The sequence below is a fragment of the Dokdonia pacifica genome (genome assembly GCF_900188275.1).
Classification (GTDB): domain Bacteria; phylum Bacteroidota; class Bacteroidia; order Flavobacteriales; family Flavobacteriaceae; genus Dokdonia; species Dokdonia pacifica.
This window is the reverse complement of the sequence record NZ_FZNY01000002.1, coordinates 251,610-271,481: the sequence shown is the minus strand read 5'-3', so window position 1 is coordinate 271,481 and position 19,872 is coordinate 251,610. Positions and strand designations below refer to the sequence as shown.

Annotated in this window: 19 protein-coding genes; 3 read left to right on the top strand and 16 right to left on the bottom strand. The window is 34.3% G+C overall.

Annotated elements, in window-relative coordinates; translation table 11 throughout:
* Positions 1 to 30: 30 nt before the first annotated feature.
* The 5 genes from CHB80_RS08515 to CHB80_RS08495 form a co-directional block, all read right to left on the bottom strand.
* The gene (locus CHB80_RS08515; protein WP_089371024.1) at positions 31 to 687 is read right to left on the bottom strand and encodes a hypothetical protein; all 657 of its coding nucleotides are present in this window, start codon (positions 685 to 687) and stop codon (positions 31 to 33) included.
* Entirely contained in the window at positions 684 to 1,442 is a 759-nt protein-coding gene (locus tag CHB80_RS08510; protein ID WP_089371326.1) for an NYN domain-containing protein, read from the bottom strand. Before CHB80_RS08510 ends, CHB80_RS08515 begins: the two co-directional genes overlap by 4 nt.
* Positions 1,443 to 1,589: 147 nt before the next feature.
* Positions 1,590 to 2,192, bottom strand: a complete 603-nt coding sequence (locus CHB80_RS08505; protein WP_089371023.1) for a YkgJ family cysteine cluster protein — start codon at positions 2,190 to 2,192, stop codon at positions 1,590 to 1,592.
* A gap of 107 nt (positions 2,193 to 2,299) precedes the next feature.
* Positions 2,300 to 3,679: an amidohydrolase family protein gene (locus CHB80_RS08500; protein WP_089371022.1), complete on the bottom strand. Its 1,380-nt coding sequence runs from the start codon at positions 3,677 to 3,679 to the stop codon at positions 2,300 to 2,302.
* Between the two features lie 11 nt (positions 3,680 to 3,690).
* Positions 3,691 to 4,731 carry a zinc-dependent alcohol dehydrogenase family protein gene (locus tag CHB80_RS08495; protein WP_089371021.1) on the bottom strand — a complete coding sequence of 347 codons (1,041 nt, stop codon included), beginning with the start codon at positions 4,729 to 4,731 and terminating at the stop codon, positions 3,691 to 3,693.
* A gap of 54 nt (positions 4,732 to 4,785) precedes the next feature.
* Here CHB80_RS08495 and CHB80_RS08490 point away from each other — a divergent pair, with 54 nt between their 5' ends.
* The gene (locus tag CHB80_RS08490; RefSeq protein WP_089371020.1) at positions 4,786 to 5,178 is read left to right on the top strand and encodes a hypothetical protein; all 393 of its coding nucleotides are present in this window, start codon (positions 4,786 to 4,788) and stop codon (positions 5,176 to 5,178) included.
* On the opposite strand, the gene CHB80_RS08485 is transcribed toward CHB80_RS08490, so the two are convergent.
* The 7 genes from CHB80_RS08485 to CHB80_RS24875 form a co-directional block, all read right to left on the bottom strand.
* Positions 5,171 to 5,959, bottom strand: a complete 789-nt coding sequence (locus tag CHB80_RS08485) for a hypothetical protein (RefSeq protein WP_143337080.1) — start codon at positions 5,957 to 5,959, stop codon at positions 5,171 to 5,173. The two genes, CHB80_RS08490 and CHB80_RS08485, sit on opposite strands and share 8 nt — an antisense overlap.
* Before the next feature lie 16 nt (positions 5,960 to 5,975).
* Positions 5,976 to 6,782, bottom strand: a complete 807-nt coding sequence (locus tag CHB80_RS08480; protein ID WP_089371018.1) for an arginase family protein — start codon at positions 6,780 to 6,782, stop codon at positions 5,976 to 5,978.
* Between the two features lie 24 nt (positions 6,783 to 6,806).
* The gene (locus CHB80_RS08475; RefSeq protein WP_089371017.1) at positions 6,807 to 8,432 is read right to left on the bottom strand and encodes a M1 family metallopeptidase; all 1,626 of its coding nucleotides are present in this window, start codon (positions 8,430 to 8,432) and stop codon (positions 6,807 to 6,809) included.
* Positions 8,433 to 8,501: 69 nt separating this feature from the next.
* Positions 8,502 to 8,861 (bottom strand): four helix bundle protein, encoded by a 360-nt coding sequence (locus CHB80_RS08470; RefSeq protein WP_089371016.1) that lies wholly within the window; start codon positions 8,859 to 8,861, stop codon positions 8,502 to 8,504.
* A gap of 37 nt (positions 8,862 to 8,898) precedes the next feature.
* Positions 8,899 to 10,266, bottom strand: coding sequence for a M28 family peptidase (locus CHB80_RS08465; protein ID WP_089371015.1), 1,368 nt, complete (start codon positions 10,264 to 10,266; stop codon positions 8,899 to 8,901).
* An 81-nt stretch (positions 10,267 to 10,347) separates the two neighbouring features.
* Positions 10,348 to 11,124, bottom strand: coding sequence for a sugar-binding protein (locus tag CHB80_RS08460; protein ID WP_089371014.1), 777 nt, complete (start codon positions 11,122 to 11,124; stop codon positions 10,348 to 10,350).
* A 9-nt stretch (positions 11,125 to 11,133) separates the two neighbouring features.
* Positions 11,134 to 12,309 carry a nuclear transport factor 2 family protein gene (locus CHB80_RS24875; RefSeq protein ID WP_218823083.1) on the bottom strand — a complete coding sequence of 392 codons (1,176 nt, stop codon included), beginning with the start codon at positions 12,307 to 12,309 and terminating at the stop codon, positions 11,134 to 11,136.
* Between the two features lie 384 nt (positions 12,310 to 12,693).
* On the opposite strand from CHB80_RS24875, the gene CHB80_RS24605 reads away from it, so the two are divergent.
* Positions 12,694 to 12,864 (top strand): hypothetical protein, encoded by a 171-nt coding sequence (locus CHB80_RS24605; RefSeq protein WP_179218118.1) that lies wholly within the window; start codon positions 12,694 to 12,696, stop codon positions 12,862 to 12,864.
* Positions 12,865 to 12,939: 75 nt separating this feature from the next.
* On the opposite strand, the gene CHB80_RS08450 is transcribed toward CHB80_RS24605, so the two are convergent.
* On the bottom strand, positions 12,940 to 13,692 hold the full coding sequence (locus CHB80_RS08450; RefSeq protein WP_089371013.1) for a hypothetical protein: 753 nt from the start codon (positions 13,690 to 13,692) through the stop codon (positions 12,940 to 12,942).
* Between the two features lie 6 nt (positions 13,693 to 13,698).
* The gene (uvrA, locus tag CHB80_RS08445; protein WP_089371012.1) at positions 13,699 to 16,491 is read right to left on the bottom strand and encodes an excinuclease ABC subunit UvrA; all 2,793 of its coding nucleotides are present in this window, start codon (positions 16,489 to 16,491) and stop codon (positions 13,699 to 13,701) included.
* 238 nt (positions 16,492 to 16,729) lie between these two features.
* On the opposite strand from uvrA, the gene CHB80_RS08440 reads away from it, so the two are divergent.
* Complete coding sequence (locus CHB80_RS08440) at positions 16,730 to 17,314, top strand: RNA polymerase sigma factor (protein ID WP_089371011.1); 585 nt, start codon at positions 16,730 to 16,732, stop codon at positions 17,312 to 17,314.
* Positions 17,315 to 18,129: 815 nt separating this feature from the next.
* Here the strand turns inward: CHB80_RS08440 and CHB80_RS08430 are convergent.
* Positions 18,130 to 19,050: a leucine-rich repeat domain-containing protein gene (locus tag CHB80_RS08430; protein ID WP_089371009.1), complete on the bottom strand. Its 921-nt coding sequence runs from the start codon at positions 19,048 to 19,050 to the stop codon at positions 18,130 to 18,132.
* A gap of 56 nt (positions 19,051 to 19,106) precedes the next feature.
* Entirely contained in the window at positions 19,107 to 19,784 is a 678-nt protein-coding gene (locus tag CHB80_RS08425; RefSeq protein WP_089371008.1) for an endonuclease III domain-containing protein, read from the bottom strand.
* Positions 19,785 to 19,872: the final 88 nt, after the last annotated feature.

Below are 19,872 nucleotides of genomic sequence, written 5' to 3'. Positions count from 1 at the left end.
AAATTGTTACAAATTATTACATCAGATAGATTAATAATACTTCAATTTTCTATTTTCAATAATGACCCCTCCGTCTTGATGGTGATAGCTTCTTTTTATCCAATGCCCCCTCTTATTGAACTCGTAATCATAATATTTAGATGTTCTAGATGATTTTGTAGGGGTAAATGGAGTCCAAATAGTTTCTGCAAGTACACCATTTTTAGCTGTTATTTGATATTGCTGTATGGTATCTCCGTTTTTATATAGTAGTGTATGTAGCTCTATGTCGCAACCTTCATAGTGAAGTAGTAGGGTAGTGTTATCAGCTCCAGTCATTTTTATAGGACGTCCGGATTCGTCATATTGTAATACAAGAGCCGTGTCGATAACGGCTTTCTTATTCTTAGGATTTTCTCCTACGGTATAAAAATCTTTTAGTTTATTTTTAGTGATGATTCGCACTAATTTGTGATTCTTGTATTCACGATTCACAATACGCTCATCTCCATTTTCTTTAGTACGTATAACCCTGCCACTTTTATCGAATTTTATTTCTAGATAACTTACCTCTTCAGTACTGTGTTTATATGTTGCAGTGATTTTCGCTTTTTTTATTCCTTTATCTGGATAGCAACGCTCATCTTGATTTTTTTTTGCTGTAAAAGAAAATAATAAGATCATTGCGATTAGGTATGTGAATCTCATTTTTTCGATTTTGTAGTATGTTTTTCTTTATTCTTCACAAAAATCAATTTATGCTTGCTTTTAGGGTTTTCTCTTCGTTCTAATTCAAAATTACCGATAGACCTTATTAATGGCGTAAGTTTATCAAATCCATAATTTCTAGAATCAAAGTTTGGTTGTTTTTTTTGCAATAAACTTCCTACATCACCTAGGAAAGCCCAACCATCATCATCAGAAAGATCTGAAATCGTACTTTTAATGAGGTTAATCTCTTTTCTGGTTATCTTATCTACATTGGTTTTATCTGCATTTTTATCGTCATCATTTTTCTGTTCAGCTTGGTTTTTTAGAACTTCTATATATACAAACTTATCACAAGCAACAATAAAAGGATTTGGAGTTTTCTTTTCTCCAATACCAATGACTTGCATACCAGCTTCTCGTAATCTTGTAGCTAATCGAGTGAAATCACTATCACTTGAGACCAAACAAAACCCATTTACTTTGTTACTGTATAGAATGTCCATAGCATCTATAATCATCGCAGAGTCAGTGGCGTTTTTACCAGTCGTATATCCATATTGTTGGATAGGCGTAATAGCATTTTCTAACAATAAGTTTTTCCATTTGGTTAGATTGGGTTTGGTCCAATCACCATAAATTCTTTTAATTGTTGGATTTCCATACTTTGCAATTTCTTCCATCATTTCCTTTACATGCGCAGATGGAATATTATCACCATCTATAAGTACGGCTAAGTTTATATTTCTATTCATATGTTTAAGCATTTTGACAACGCTATATTTTAACCCTAATTTGGTGTACTATGCATAAAGATAGAATTAAATTAGGTATACGAACACTATCGTATTCGTAATATTGAAAAGATTCAATTTTCAACCCCAGTATTTCTTGCTTTTATATTAACCACATTTTTTATCTGCATCAGGAGAAGGTCTGTATGCATAATAGTGTAACACTTCTTCTAAAGCCCTTTTAAGGGCTTTATTTACAGGTAGTATAATCTTTCCTAAATAAAAATCTATTTGATTTAATCGCATATAATATTCGGTAAATACAGGTATATACAATCCTTTTGTTATTGCTTCACTCGTAGATTTGTAATTATTTGCTTGTCCTTCTTTGATAATTTTACACGTTGCTAGTCTCAAATTACCATACTTATCGGTAGTAGCGGCAAATCCAAATAATCTACATATTAACCCACGGTATTTATAATCACTACAACGACCTTGATCAATCACAGTTAAAGGTTTGTAAATGAGACATGTATTAGTGTTGTTTTTAGTAAGTTGTTGGAGTGTTTTTTCTGCCTCTCCTTCTAAAAATAAATGAAATGCCCATGGTAAAAACTCCAAAGGAGAGGCTTCTATATGTGGAGATGTACAACATTTCCCACAACCAGAGACACAATGAATTCCCGATGCTTGTTGAAACTGAGCGCTCTCTTGCTCTAATTGATAAAAAAGACGTTCTACCAATGCTACTTTTTGCGCTACCGTCATTATTTTTTAGTGAAGATAGGCTTAATAAAATGAGGAAGTCAGATTTCTTTCTAAAAAGAAATACTATTAATTGTATGGTTTGTTAAAACTAAATGTTACGATATTCATTACTTCTCAGCTCTCACTTTTGCAATCTCACTTAATCGTTTATCAATAGTTTCCTTAGATAGCCAGTGTCCTTTTACAAATACTCCAGCGATGTTTTTAAGGTGTTTTGCATCTTCTAGAGGATTATTAGTTACAATTACAAGATCTGCGCTTAAACCTTCTTTAACAAGACCATATTCATCTTCTGCAGAAAAGAATGTTGCTGGATTGATAGTGCCTGCTTGTAAGATTTGTAAAGGAGTTAATCCTGCTTTTGTCATTCCAGCAATCTCGTGATGTATGGAAAAACCAGGTACATTAAAGAGTTGCGGCGCATCAGAACCTAATAAAATACCATGCCCATCATCTTGTAATGCTTTTATTAACTGCCTGCGTATACTATTAAACTGTTTCCACTGTGGTTCATTAAAATTTGGATTGTTAGAAGTATATTGCCCTTTACGTTTTTTCCAATTAGCTAGCGTAGAAGCGGGCATATATTTCATTTCTGGTTCTTTCAGTAATACATCGGCAGTGATAGGAGCAAACCAACGTTCATATAGACTTTGCGTTGGGACAATCCATATGTTATGCTTTCGCGAAAGCGTAACCAGTTCGTTTATCTTCGTAAGATCAGCTAATGGTGTAAAGTTGTAGCCAAAAAAGCCATTGTCTTCTGGGCTTACCTGTGCACTTTCAGGAACCAGTCCTTCTAGAAATCCATCTACATGGTCAATTGCGGCGTAGTTACTTTGAATAGCATGACGAACACCCACATCTACTGGCACATGTCCTGCAAAAGGGATTCCTACCTCATTTGCTGTCGTAACTACTTGATCAAACACCTCTCGCTGAATACCAGGATGGATCTTTAAAAAATCAAAACCTTCCTTTTGATAAGCAGTCACCTTATCTATAGCTTCTTGTTTTGTTTTTACTGAATTTCCATTCAATGACGGACTTGCAGTATAGATACGCGGACTCAAAAGATCACCGCTTTGTGCTCTTTCGCGTAAGCGTAAATGTTCAGAATGCCCTAGCATACCACGTATGGTCGTAATACCATTAGACAGATATAAAAATAAGGTCTCTTCAATGTGTTCAGGACTTGAACTAGGAGGGGGAATATGTGCATGCATCTCTGCAAGTCCAGGGATAAGATATTTTCCCTTTCCGTCAATAATTGTTGAGTATGACGTAAGATCTTCCATTTGGGCAGTGATCTTTTTTATTTTACCCGAATCAATAACCACATGTTGTGAAGGAAGTCCTTTTCCTGAAACTACATCAATAATAGTAATATCAGTAATTACAGTGGCTGTTGGAGATACTGATTTTTGTGGTTGTGCACAGGAAATGCAAAGTATACAAGTAACAAATAATGCATATAATGTTTTCATAGTCGTAATTTTTAAAAAGTATCAATAACGAGTACTCCTTTATTTTTAAATTGATCCATAGCGGGAAGCTCCGTAATCGCATCTTCTAGTGAGATTGTTTTTTCTATAAGCATTTCAGGATGTAACTGTCCATTTTTTATCATAGCCAGCATTTCTGGATAGCGATGTGCTTGCATGCCATGACTTCCTATAATCTCGAGTTCATCCGAAAGTATACGATCCATAGGGACTTTTTGGTGTTTATGATCTCCTGTCATAAGACCGACTTGGATGTGTTTTCCGCGTTTTCGTAAACAAGAAATCGAATTAAAACAGGTCACAGCACTTCCTAACGCATCTATAGATACATGGGCGCCTCCTTGTGATAGGTCTTTGATATGTGATACGACATCGGGAGATTGATGCGCATTAATAGTGTATGTTGCTCCAACCGCTTTCGCGAAAGCTAACGAAGCTTCACTAATATCTATCGCAATGACTTGTGCTCCTAATGCACGTGCAATCATGATAGCAGAAAGCCCGACACCTCCACAGCCGTGAATTGCCACATATTGCCCTCCTTGTACTTTCCCTTGATCTACTACTGCTCTAAAAGAGGTGATAAAACGACAGCCTAGAGTAGCTGCGGTTTCATTGCTAATTTCTTCTGGGAGTTTTACAAGATTTGTTGATGCATAATCGATGGTTGTATATTCTGCAAAGGAACCCCAATGTGTAAAACCAGGCTGTGACTGTGTATCACATACTTGATGATTTCCGGAGATACATTGTGAGCAACTTCCACATCCACAAACAAAAGGCATGGTTACACGGTCACCAACTGAAAAACCGCGCACGTTTTTACCCATTGCTTCAATGGTACCAGCTAATTCATGCCCAGGAATATGCGGAAGCTGGATATCTGGATCATGTCCCATCCATCCGTGCCAATCACTTCTACAAAGCCCTGTAGCAGCTACTTTAATCACAACACCGTCAGAAGAAGGAGTAGGGTCAGGTACCTGCTGAATGCGTAATGGCGCTTGGAAACTTTCATATACTAATGCTTTCATAGATTGTTTTTACAGTTTTTAGTATCTTTAAGTATACTTAAATAACTAATTTATATGCAATTTAGATTTTTATTCCTGTTTTTATTCCTTTCGGGTACGATGCTTCAAGCTCAAGTACAAACACCTACTATTAATGGTATTTTGGATATAGATGCTAGTAACTTTTTTATACAAACTAAAAGAGTTCAAAACATGGATATTAATTTTTCATTTCGTTTTAATAGACTGCCCAATATAGATGGGGTCAACTCATTTTCTCGTTTTAATCGTGTTACGGGTCTTAATGACACTTATATTCGTTACAAAGAGAAGTATGAGTATACAAGTTCTTCTATTTTATTAGAAAATCAATTTCGAATTTCTAAGATTGATTCTTTCAATCCAAATGGATCTACCAATTTTGGTAATGCTATTGTAAATGGGGTTTTGAATCTTATTTTTAATTGACAGCATCTAGAAAAGGCTTCATTTCTAACAAATGAATATCATCTCTTTTTCTAAGTTCTCGTAAGAACCATCCTTTGTGACCAGCTCCATAAATGATTAAAAACCGTTTGCCTTTATAACGGTGTTTTTCTAATGCTTTTTCAATATTCCAATAATGAGCAATATTTATGTTGTCCCAACCTCCAAGACCTAACTCTACATTAAATAGGCGATTATAGGTCTGTAATGCAACATCTTGAATCTCGTCATATTCGTCTGTATGAATAAAATAGGGATCATTTACTTTACCAGTAGCTTTATATAATGAATCCGATTTTTTGTTTGCAGCCCTATATGCCGTCCAATCTTCTACACGGCTAGAATCTTTACTAATGGCCCTTAATTTTGCACTTCGTTCCTGAGCCATAGGACGTGTCCAACCTGCAGTAGGAATGATCTCAAAATCAAGCTCCTTTGTGAGTGGAAATACCACATCTACATACTCAGGAAACCGCATGACACGAGGTTCTGAAATGCTATCATCTCTCTTAAAACCTTCTATGGCTGCTTGCATACGATCTGGTGGAATCTCAGCTAAAATAAAGTCAGGATTTATTTCTCGAATCAATTTATCCAGATACGCAGTATTGTATACTGAGTCTGTTGTATGACCTCCATGAATAGCTCCTAATACTAAGACTTCGTTTTTAGGTTTTATAACTTCATTTTTGTGTTTAGTATCTGAGCAACCAGCTATCATTAGGGACAGGAGTATGGATAGAAGTAGTAGTGTATTTTTCATAGCTATAATCTTACAATTACTTCATTAATAAATTTATAATAGGTGTGATAGGTTGCAGCTCATCTTGTGATAAAGTAGTAGATTCTAAAACACTACTTCCAACGATTGTAAAATGAGATTGTAACGCCTCTATACAAGCAATAGATTCTTTGATAGTCACACCATCTGGTACACGGTAATAAGTCTTATCATAATCAGTGGGTTCTAAACAATCAAAATCAAAATGAAGGTAAAGATGTGTTATACGCTTTCGCGAAAGCGTATCCAGTAACTCCTGAATATTTAATTTTTTGGGATGATATATGTTTCCCGCATCTAATCGTATTTTCTCAGTAGCATCAATATCACGTAGCCCTACATAGTGTATTTGATGTTGTTCAATCGTACTTGAAAGCAACGTATTCATTGCAGGTTCACCTTCTCCTAAAAGGGTACGTAAAGGCATGCCATGAAAGTTACAACTGGCCGAGTCACAAGGCTTATTAATATCTGCATGCGCATCAAACCAAATAACACCAAGGTTCGGGTATTTTTGATTGAGATAGGAGACAGGCACTATTTCCAAACCACAATCACCACCAATGGTTTGTAGTGTTTTGGGTTGTTTTTGTTCAAGTTGTTTTTTAAATCGGGCTAATTGTTCTGTAATTGCATCGTAATTATTGATTTGATGTTTTTGTACTCCATTAGCTCCAGCAGGAACTGTAGATAATGGTATCGCAATAAATTCTGGATTGTCTAAATAGTCTAAAACTGTCTTAGCACCAGCTTCTATTCCTTCACCTATACCGGCGCCTTGCCACTGTGGGAAATAAATTTTCACAGGATTACATTTTTTGGGTTGATCTTAAGGATTTATTTTACGTAACTCTACGTAAAAATCATCTGCTATTTTTAAGTTTTTGATTTTACCATTAGCTTTATAGGTACGCCATTGTTTAGAAGGGTATATCCATTCTTTTTCACCATTAATAACCATTTGAATAGGCATATCAAAGCCATTCACCACATTGGTATACCTAAAGGTGATCTTATTACGGTTTTTTTGATATTCTAGCACGGGGATTTTCGTAGTACGTAAGTACTGATTAAAGAAAGCATTTAAATCTTTTTTTAATGTTACACTAAGATAGTTTTCCACCTGTTTTGTTGTTACTGTTTGATGGCAGAATTTAGTATTTAACCCTCGTAATGCAGCGCGCCATTGCTCATCATCTTCTACCAATGTTCTGAGCATATGTAGCATATTACCGCCTTTGTAATACATATCTGAACCACTTCCAGTTTTTCGTACATCATAGGTGCCAATAATAGGTTTGTCATTTTGAATATTTTTTCGAGTACCGATGACATATTCTGAAGCAGCTTGTTTTCCAAAATGATAATCTAAATACAAACTCTCCGAATAGTTAGTAAAGCTTTCATGTATCCACATATCGGCAACATCTTTTGAAGTGATATTATTTGCAAACCATTCATGACCAGATTCATGTATGATAATGAAATCAAATTTTAATCCCCAATCTGTTCTAGATAAATCACGTCCTAAGTAGCCATTTTGATACTTGTTACCATAGGTAACAGAGCTTTGATGTTCCATTCCTAAATAAGGAGCTTCTACTAGTTTATAACTATCTTCATAAAATGGATAGGGGCCAAACCAATGTTCAAAAGCTTCCATCATCATAGGCGCTTGTTTAAATTGTTCTTTAGCTTTTTCTTCATTTCCTTCAATCACCCAATAATCCATATCTAACGGCCCATTTTCTCCTTGATAGACTTCTTTGAAATGTGTGTATTTCCCAATATTTAGATTAACACCATAACTATTAATTGGATTCTTTACGGTCCAGTGATAGGTTTTGGTAGATGCCGTTGAGTCAATTCCAACAAGCCTACCATTCGAGACATCTACCAAGTCCTTAGGGACTGTTACATGCATGTCAAGGCTATCTACCTCATCATAATTATGATCTTTATTGGGCCACCATACACTAGCTCCAATTCCTTGATTTGAAGTTGCTATAAAAGGACGTCCTTTTGCATCTTTCTTCCATGAGAAACCTCCATCCCAAGGAGCATTTTTAGCTTTACGAGGTTGCCCCTCAAAACCAAGAACTAATGAGTTAACAGCTCCTTTTTCTTGTTTCTTTTTTAATGTTATAAAATGTGCATCTCCATCATGACGTACATGTAAGGGAATTCCATCTTGAGTGATAGCGGTAAGTTCCATTGGGACTTGTAAATCTATCTGTAATTCATCCATACCTTCTTCAAGTACCGTATAGGTGACTTTATTTGTTCCTAAGATGAGTTGCGTATCGGGATCAACATCTACCGATAAGTCATAATGATTTAAATCCCACCATGCTCGTTCTGGAGTGATGGATCCACGTATAGTATCTTCTCTAGTAAATTTCTGGCTAAATGCACTAGTAGATATGCATAAGAATAAAATGATGATGTATTTCATTAGAGTGCTCTTATATTTAGTTTTAAAAATCACAAATCACAAAAAAACGAATCTCAAAAAAATAAAGGATTATTGTAATTTTTTTCGTTTTTGAACAATAGAAGAAAATATTTTCTTTAATTCTTCCGCCTCATTTGTTAATTGATTTAAAATCTCTTTATAATTTTTGTTATGAGGTGTATTTAATAAATTTAACCATAAATGACTTTCTTTTGCTTCTTTACGACAAATTTTAATTCTATAATCAAAGTCTTTTCCACTTAGGTGTTCATTAGCTTCAATATAATTTGCAGCTACAGACCCTGATGATCTAATTACCTGTTTTCCATCTTCAGTATTTGCTAAACTGCTTGGTATTTTATAGATTAAATCTCTTACATTTTTTGCAAATAAAAATGTTCTTTCTTCTAAATTATAGGGTTTAGACATTTTATTTTGAGATTTGTTTTTTTTGGAATTTGAGATTTTAATTTCTTACAATTGTATTTGGAAAAGCCACTAGACTTTCATGCCCATCTTTTCCGATTGCAGCCACTCCAAAAAAGAAATTATCTACTACGATACCTTCTAGTGTATAAGACGTTACATTTCCTACGAGACGTGCATTATCCCAAGTAGGAGAGGTGGTATCTCTCCAGTAAATCTTATAAGCAACAGCACCCTCTACAGCACTCCATTCAAATTTGGCACTTGGTTGTACAATACCTCCTATACCTACCGTTTCTGGAGATGGCGGAGCCCATGCAATGCTTGCAAGATTAATAGCATTTACAGCTGTAAGTTTTGCTGCATAATCAAAGTTTACGTGCTCAAAAGTATCTCCATAATTGATACCATTTTCTGTACGAATATCTTGGTGTTGTTGTGTGTAATTTTCGTGCGCTTCCATGATGCGTATTCCTGCATAACCAGCATCGTTAAAAGGACGGTGATGTCCACCACGTCCAAAACGATCTAGACGATAAATCATCATAGGATTCATTTCTGGCATATATGTTTTTACATTTTTATGAATATAACGAGCTAATTGGCGTGAGATTCCGTCAACTTCACCGCCGTAAAAACGACGCGCACGACGTTGTCTTTCTGTTTCGGTAGGAGGTACTGGTTCTGAAAAGATTCGGAAGCTTCTATTATCTATCACACCGTCTACTCCAGTAATGTTTCCGATCATATCATTGTTTAAGATACCGATGATGTCCCAATTATTTGCTTTCGCGAAAGCGGCCAAACCTTGACCACCAAATAACCCTTGTTCTTCTCCTGAAAGTCCTACATAAATAATACTATTTTCAAATTTGTATTTTGAAAGTACGCGTGCTGCTTCAATCGTTCCTGCCATTCCGCTGGCATTATCATTGGCTCCTGGTGAGTCTGAAGTATAATCTGTTGGATCTGAAACACGACTATCGATGTCTCCACTCATAATGATATAGCGGTTGGGATATTTTGTACCACGTTGTATCGCTACTACATTTACAACTTCTACATCTTTTACAATACGACCATTACGTCCTTTTTCAACAAGGTCTTTTTGGTAAAAAACATCTAAACAACCATTACAATCTTTAGAAGTTGCTTCAAACTGACTTTTAATCCATCTACGAGCAGCACCAATTCCTCGAGTTTGTGATACCGTATCACTTAGCGTATGACGTGTTCCGAAATCTGCTAGGGTCTTTACATCGTTTTTAATTCTATCGGCAGACACTGCATCAATAATATCATAGATACGTGTATCTGTTTGTGCAGTTAGTGTAAAAGATGTGATAAGGAAAAATAGAAAAGTAAATGAAAGGGTCGTTTTTAGGCGGGTTATTGGTTTGTGTTGCATGGTGATGAGTTTATAATAAAATACCTCTCTAAAATAAGCGTTAGAGAGGTATTTATGAGTTTTGTAACAAAATTTTAAGAATTATTCGGTCACTTTTTCTGTGAGTTGGATGGTTCCAAAAATACCTGCATCTATCCATCCTCTATTTTTATCTTCGCCTTCAACAGGCACTGAGCCTATAAAATTCTCGCGTTGTTCGCTTGCATCATTATCACAATAGGCGAGTGCAAACCCTATTTTTTGGTTAGGGGCTAGTATTTTTGCTTCATTTGCTGTGTGATCTACATAGGTATCTTCATATACAAAGATTTCACATTCCCATATAGTCATGGTGCCGTTTACTTTTCGGGCAGAATTGACATGACTATTGTATAAGGTAGGTACTTCTCCCGGAGCAATATCTACCACATTACCATCAAGTGCAACATGATAAGCAAATGCATTGTGTGTAAACTGATGTCTTCCACCAGAATTATCGGCATCTACAAATATTTCTAAGCAGTCATCATCCCACCATAAGGTAAGAGGATCTTCATGTTGATCATATATAGTATCATCTTCTATTTCTGCAATAAGATATAAAGCTTCTGGTGTCCATGTAAGTTTATAACGTCCTGAGAAGTCTTCTTTACTATATTCATCACCTAGCCATCGTTGATCTAGTGCATTCCAAGGAACATTTTCCCAAGCTGGATCATCTGCAATACCATCAATGGAAGGCGTAATAATAGCTTTCGTTACTTGTCTGAGTTGATGGTCCGTTTTAGGTAAAAATACTTCTTCTTTTGGTGCTTCTTTATCTAACTTACAGCTTATAAGTATAGTCACCATCAATACTAGGATATAAATGTTTTTCATATATAGGGGTTATCTAATAAAAGTTACTTTAGAAATTTTACCGTTTTGTATTTCGTAAATCGCAACGGCACTAAAGTTATTGCCATTGGCAGTAATATACTCTTGATCAATTACCTTATTACCGATGACAATTCTATTTTTTATTTCGGCATGTAAATCTGGTGTTCTTTTAAAGAATGCATCAAATATTTTGCGGAGTTCTTCTTTTCCTTCATTCGTTTTTTTATCAGGAAAATCAAAAAGCTGAATATTGTTAGTATACGTTGCTAAAAATGCATCAATATCTCTTGCATTATAAGCGTCTAGTTGTTTTTGAACAATGACTTCTGGAGAAATATCAGAAACAATCGCTAGCATTGATGATGTTGGGTTTGTAGCAACTCTTGTAATATTATATAAGTTGGGATCTTGAAAACTAGTGAGCATGCGCCATCTTGTATCTGTTTTAGGGTTAAAAGCGTAGATGATATTTCCTTTTGGCATCAGAATAGTTCCGTTAATAAGCCAGCACATATCTTCTGCTTCTGGAACTGTTTCAATAATTTTTTGTGTTGCTCCTGTAATAGGGTTTAAAGATTTTATTTCCCATTTCTCATTTTCTTTACTCACATAACTAATCAGGTTGGAGTTTGGAATTTTATGTAAGGAACGACCAATCTTCTTTTGTTGTGTATAGTTTGTACCTTCTTTTAGGTTAGAAACGACAAGATCTAGACCACCATCGGCTAGGACAGATGAGATAAGAATGTCTTCAGAGTACCAGGTATGATACCCAATTACTAAATCTTTCACTACTTCTTTGTGTTTGCCTGTTTTGAAATCGTAGCGATATAAACGTTGTAAGCCTGTTGTATCTAATCGAATGGACGAAATGGCTTTTTGGTTTGGGATTTTAGTAGGGGAGTACTCACTTCCAAAACCTGTATCATTGATCCAAGCTACTTTTTTGTCTCTTATATTATAACTAGCAATATCGGTTTGACCATTACGAGTACTTGCGAATATGACTTGATTATCATTATAAAAAGAAGGTTGGTTATCGTAACCATCATTGTTAGAGATATTTTGCTGATTGGTAAGTGTTATCGTATTCTCACTAGGAGTAATCGTAAAGAGATACACTTCTGTATTTGATTGCGCCACAGCAAAAAATGGACACAAAAGAAAGAGTAATAAAGTGCGCATATAGTTGTTTTGCTCTAAAGATAAGGCATCATACGCTTTCGCGAAAGCGTACCTAGAATATTTACCTATAACGAATAGCGGTTATTTCACTATAAAATTTTGAGTGTCTACAATCATACCCTCCTGTGTAATTTGATAGAAATACATACCTGAAGATGAAAAATCATTACGAATTACTATTCATTATTTAGAAATAATAGTAGAGGCTGAGTATGCTTTCGCGAAAGAGAACTCTTCACTGTTACTAGTGTGATTTGTTTTGTAAAACATTAATTTTCAGCATCTAAGTAGTGCCTTAAATTATCTGAAATAGGGTGTTGTTTGTTTTTTTTATCGGTATCAAATCCTACCTTTTTAGAAAATTAACCATAAATACTTTATACTATGTTAAAAAACATTTCAGCTTTAGGTAATGCACTAAGCAAGAAGGAGCAAGAAAAAATTCAAGGAGGGTTTAATAATGGATGGTGCTGGAGAAATTCAGACTGTTATTGTGAATTTTTAGGTCCTGGAGATACGTATTGTGGAAGCAATAATTATTGCCAGTTCTGGTAGGCTATCAACCAACACTATGATTAAGAAAGAGAAAAACAGGAATAATGAGTCTTCATTATTCCTGTTTTGTGTTTATTACATATCTCTGTATCGTCTGGTAGAGTCATAACCTGCAGAATCATAAGGAGCATCTGTATCCATGCTATTTTTATTATTCATAGGTAGATAGGTTTTCATAGTAGACGCATCCCATAGTGGAACGCCTAAAAATTCTGAGATAGTAATCGCTTCTTTTTCAATCGCTTCATACTTTGCGTGATCTATAATATTATAACGTTCGCCATTTTCAAATACAAAGTTCAATTCATAGCTAGTGTAACTGCTATTTTTTGATCGAATATGTTCAGGAATAATTTGTAATGCAGCAATCGAAGTTAATTTGATATGATTTTTTGTACTTGTGCGTTGCAAACTATTTACAGGCTTTTTAAAGCTCTTGTAAAAATACCCAAGCCTTTTATCTAGCACGATAGGACGAAAGTGCATGTAGAGTAAATAAAAACCAACTATTGGAAAAATAAAAACAAATAAAAACGCAAAAGAAAACTCTTGATCGCTACTAAAAAAACCACTGAATATAAAAATAAGAATTACTATCAGGGGCATTATAGTAAATACTAATGCAAATAATAATCCGCCAGTTGAGCCTTTATAATGTAATTCTGAAGAAGATATTTCTTTTAGGGTTCGAGTTTTAAAATTGGCACCACCTCTTGCTTGAGGATGCCAAGCAGTTTTATCTGCCAATGGATCATTAAATACTGACGCATCAAATGGTATAGGCTTTAAACTATCTTTAATTTTTTCAATAAAGTTTTTTAGCCCCATATGATTTTATACTTTTTCTTTTAAATAATGCCCTGTATATGATTCTTTGCTTTTAGCTACATCTTCAGGGGTTCCTTGTGCAATAATGTTTCCTCCATATTTTCCTCCTGTAAGTCCAAGGTCAATAACATGATCGGCACATTTTACAAGGTCCATATTGTGCTCTACCACAATAATACTATGTCCTTTTGCTATTAATGCTTCAAAGGATGCTACTAATTTACTAATATCATGAAAATGTAACCCTGTTGTCGGTTCGTCAAAAATAAATAGCGCTTTGTCTTTGGTATTTCCTTTCACTAAGAAAGATGCTAGTTTGATACGCTGTGCTTCACCACCAGATAGGGTAGAAGAGCTTTGTCCTAAAGTGACATATCCTAAACCTACATCTTGAAGTGGTTTTAGTTTACGTATGATTTTTGCCTCATTATGTTCTGAAAAGAAAGCTACAGCATCATCTATAGTCATGGTTAAGATATCATCAATATTCTTGTCATTGAATGTTACCTCCAATACTTCTTTTTTAAATCGTTTTCCTTTGCAATTGTCACACTCTAAGTGAACATCTGCCATAAATTGCATTTCAATAGTAACTTCACCTTCTCCTTTACAGGTTTCACAACGACCTCCATCTACATTAAATGAAAAATGCTTGGATTTGTAGTTACGGATTTTACTAAGTTTTTGACTTTCATAGAGTTTTCTAATATCATCATACGCTTTGATATACGTAACAGGATTAGAACGTGACGATCTTCCTATAGGGTTTTGATCTACAAACTCTACGGTTTTGATGTTCTCAAATTTTCCTTTAATCTCAGTAAATTGCCCAGCTTTTTGACCATATCCGCCTACTTCTTTCAGTAAAGCTGGATATAAAAGTTTGCGTACCAATGTACTTTTTCCACTTCCAGAAACTCCAGTAACTGCTGTAAACACACCTAGTGGAAACCGAACATCTATATTTTTAAGGTTATTTTCTCTAGCACCTATAATATCTACATGAAAATCAGTTTCTCTACGTTTTGAAGGAACTGTAATTTCTTTAGTTCCATTTAGATACTGTGCAGTTAAAGAATCACTATCAAGAATATCTTGGTAGCTTCCTGTAGCAACTACATGGCCTCCAAAAGTTCCAGCTTCAGGGCCAATATCTATAATTTCATCGGCAGCTTTCATAATATCTTCATCATGCTCTACCACAATGACCGTATTGCCTAAATCACGTAAAGATTTAAGGACATCTATTAATTTTTCTGTGTCCTTAGGATGTAGGCCAATACTTGGTTCGTCTAATATATACATAGACCCTACAAGGCTACTTCCTAATGATGTAGCTAGATTAATACGTTGCGATTCCCCTCCCGAGAGTGTATTAGATTTACGATTAAGCGTTAAATAATCCAAGCCTACTTTCGATAAAAATTCAAGACGACTATTAATTTCTTTTAGTAAACGTTTTGCAATAGTTGCATCATAGTCGTTTAACTCTAGAGACTTAAAATAATCGGCTACTTCATTCAAGGGAAGTGTCACCAGATCAATAATGTTTTTATCACCTACTTTTACATAGGTAGCTTCTGGTCGTAAGCGTTTCCCTTTACAGGTATTACATTTTGTTTTACCTCGATAACGAGAAAGCATCACTCGATTTTGAATTTTATAAGCTTTAGATTCTAAAAATTCAAAAAACTGGTTGATTCCTTCAAAATGCTCATTCCCATCCCATAATACTTGTTTTTGATCTTCAGAAAGCTCAAAATAGGGTTTATGTATAGGGAAATCAAACTTATAAGCACTGTTTACTAATTGATCTCTATAGTAACTCATACTTTCTCCTCGCCATGGGAAGACACAGTTTTCAAATACAGAAAGTCCTGTATTTGGGATTACGAGATCTTCATCTATTCCAATCACATCTCCGTATCCTTCACACGTAGGGCAAGCTCCATAAGGATTATTAAAACTAAATAAGTGAACATTGGGCTCTAGAAAGGTCATTCCATCTAATTCAAATTTATTTGAAAATTGCCTCACTGTGTTATCGCTTAGTGTTTCGATACAAAGTTCTCCTTTTCCTTCAAAAAATGCCGTTTGAACTGCATCAGCTAGTCTATTACTAAAATCTTCATCGCCAGGATTTGTAACAATTCTATCTATAACAAGCTGAATATCTGATTCTTTGACTTTCTTTATATCATCTAACGTGTCTATACGTTTTACCTCGTCTTTTATTTTTACTCTTGCATACCCTTGTTGTTGTAATGCTTTCAGCTTGTCTTGTAATTTTCGTCCTTTTTCTAAATATAAAGGGGCGAGTAGGAGGAGTTTTTCCGCTTTCGCGAAAGCGTTTACATATAAAACCACGTCAGTGACCGTATCTTTCTTGACTTGATTTCCAGAAATTGGAGATATGGTTTTCCCAATGCGTGCGTACAATAGCTTTAAATAATCATAAATCTCTGTAGAAGTTCCAACCGTAGATCTAGGATTTGTAGAATTCACTTTCTGTTCTATGGCAATAGCTGGAGCAATTCCTTTAATATAATCTACTTTGGGTTTATCTAATCTTCCTAAAAACTGTCTCGCATAGGAGGAAAGACTTTCTACATATCGGCGTTGTCCTTCTGCATACAATGTATCAAATGCAAGACTTGATTTTCCAGAACCTGAAAGTCCTGTAATGACTACCAATTTATTACGTGGAATAACGGCATTTATGTCCTTAAGATTATGAAGTTTTGCTCCTTTGATAATGATATTATCTTTCGGATTTACAAGAGAAATGTCTACTGGCATGGTATTTTTTTACAACTAATGACAAAGATAGCACTTCTGTTTCATACCGAAAACACTAGTGTTTTGGTATTTTTTTTAAAGAAATTGTAACATTTTTTTGCAATTGTTGAAATAATACTATTATATTTACCACAGTTAACACAATAAAACAAATTTCTGCCTATAGCATATTATTACTTTTTTTAAAATGATGATTGTAAGGATTTATTCCTTCATAGTTAACCTACAAAAGTGTAATATGAAAACAGTGTTAAACGACGACGCCCTGCTCGTAAGTAATTACATCAAAGGAGATGAAAATGCATTAACGGTCTTAATCACGAGACACAAACAGCGCATTTATAGTTTTATATACTCTAAAGTATATGACAGAGATGTATCTGAAGATATTTTTCAAGATACTTTTATTAAAGTCATTAATACACTCAAAAGAGGACGGTACAATGAAGAAGGTAAGTTTCTGCCTTGGGTAATGCGTATTGCTCATAATCTCGTTATAGATCATTTTAGACGTAACAATCGTATGCCTAAATTTGATAATGATGGCGAGTTTAGTATTTTTTCTGTACTGAGCGATAACTGCCTTAACGCTGAAAAACAATTGATTAAGGATCAAGTAGAATGCGATGTAAGACGCCTTATAGAAGAACTTCCTGATGATCAAAAAGAAGTACTTCACATGCGCGTATATCAGGAAATGAGCTTTAAAGATATCTCTGAAAAAACAGGAGTAAGTATCAATACAGCACTAGGAAGAATGCGTTATGCACTCATTAACCTACGTAAGGTAATAGATAAGCATAACATTATTTTAACAAATTAATATAATAATAGGGTAGATTTTGCGTTATCGACATAACTATAAACCAAAAATAGCTATATGTCAAAAATTTACTCAGAACCATCGCCGGGTAAACAGGCTGAAAATTTACAACCAAAGTCAGAAACAATAAAGTTTCTACTTAACTATTCTAAGGCTTTAAGTGTTATACATTATAAATCGATGAATTTTGAAGCAGTCATCAACTAAACTTTGCAAAAAGCCCAATCGTTAAGATTGGGCTTTTTCTATTTACCTATTTCTTAATTAAGAAAAATTAAAAACCTGTGTTTGCACACGATCTATATAAAATTATACCAGATGGGCATACACCTGGGCGACAGCCATCCTCACAAATGTTATTTGACCAAACTGGCTCCGATTGATCAAGACAAATAGATTGAACTCCACAAGCATCATCACCTGTATTGACTCTTATGCTGCCAATAATGTTTTTTTGCTGTGATTTGTTTAACCTTTGAACTCCACTTATATTCAAGATTCTTTTTATCATAATTCTATTTTTAAAGATTAAATAATATTTCATTAATAAAATTATAAATTAATTTATTGGATATCAGTTGTTTACGTGTATTTTTTTGAATTATTTAACATTTACCACTGTTTTTAACACTCTGATTGTTAGTCATATACATTTTTTAATGGATATTGAGCCATTGACAGGTTGTAAATGAAAATCATCATGATGTTAAATTTTAAAGGTTTTTCTAAAAAGATATATATCCTTGATAATTAGAATTTTAAAAACAAGTCATTATAAATTAATGTTCTGAAACATATGGTTTTTGTAGTAAAAATTAGAATACCACATTTGTAGTGGGCAATTCCCTTTTTATTCTTTCCTGTTCAGTTATAGGAAAATGATTACCACTCAATTCTAAAACAGCAAGCTTTTTAAATCCTTTTAAGTCACTAGGGAGTTTACTAAGTTTATTTTCTCTTAGTAAAAGTACTTTTAGGTTTTCTAGTTGTGCAGTATTTTTCAGTAGTTCTTTTATGTCTATTTCAGGATTATGATCTAATACTATCCCATTTATTTGTTGCATATAGCTCAGTTCTTGAGGGACTTGTATAATATTAGTATTTGATAACACTACTATTTTAAGCGATGAAACTCCTGCTAAATTTTTAAAAACATTACTTAATTTTAATTGAGGATTATCTGATAGATGAATTTCTTCTAAAGCTTCTAGTTGGTTAATTTCTAAAGGGATCTCCGTAAGATTGTTTTGACTTAGATATAAGAAGTCTAACTTTTTAACTTTTGCTAATGTCTTTATCGTTGCGTTTAGTTCTAATTGAAGATTATCAGACAGATCTATTTCCCGTAACTCTGGTAATTGCGTAATTACTTTAGGAAGTTCTTTAAATGTATTACCTCTGAGGTTTACAACATTAATTTTTTGTAATTGACTTAGTGATTCGGGTAAAACTTGAATAGAATTCCCTTGAATGTTCAATAGCTGTAGTTGTTTTAAATGTTGGATTGATTTAGGTAAACTCTCTAATTCACAACTTGTTATGTATAGTGATTGTATATTTGGAAGTTTGTGTAGCTGTTTATTTATTAGCGAGACTTCTGAACATTCAAGATCAAGCCAAATTACTTTTTCAGCTACCTTTACAGCTTCTTCAAAGGTTGTGTATTTTATATGCTCTTGTGCAAATAGGGAGGTTTGAAATGCTATTATATAAATAAGTAGTAGTGTTTTTTTCATTGTATGCACAAGTTTGACTCACGTATAATAATCAGTTCTAGAAATGTATTGAACTTTTATTTCTTCTTCTTTGCTCGTTTTTCTAGAGCTTTATAATAGTCATTAATAACTGTTTTACGTCCTATTGTTTTTGTAATAATGTCCTTTTCTAGATCCCATCCACGAGCAGGGGAGTACTGTCGTCCATACCAAATAATCTGTAAATGAAGGTCATTCCATACATGCTCAGGAAATAAACGCTTGGCATCTTTTTCTGTTTGCACTACATTTTTTCCATTAGTAAATCCCCAACGATACATTAATCTATGAATATGAGTATCTACTGGAAAAGCTGGAGTTCCAAATGCTTGGGATACAACAACACTCGCTGTTTTATGACCTACTGCTGGTAATTCTTCAAGCAATGCAATATCATTAGGTACCTCACCATCATATTTGTCTATTAGAATATGTGAAAGTCCGTGAATACCCTTTGCTTTCATAGGAGACAGGCCAACAGGCTTGATAATTTCTCTAATCTCTTCTATGGTTAGTTTTATCATGTCATACGGATTGTCTGCAACTTCAAATAGTAATGGGGTAATTTGATTTACACGTACATCGGTACTTTGTGCACTCATTAATACTGCAATCAATAGGGTATATGGATCTTTATGATCTAATGGAATAGGAATTTGAGGATATAATTCTTTTAACGTATCTATAACGAAATCTACTTTTTCTTGCTTGGTCATTTTGTTTATCTTAGCAGGGTGAATTATTAAACAAAACACATATTGAATATATTCTAGTGTTTTTTAATGATGAGTTCTATAAAAAGTC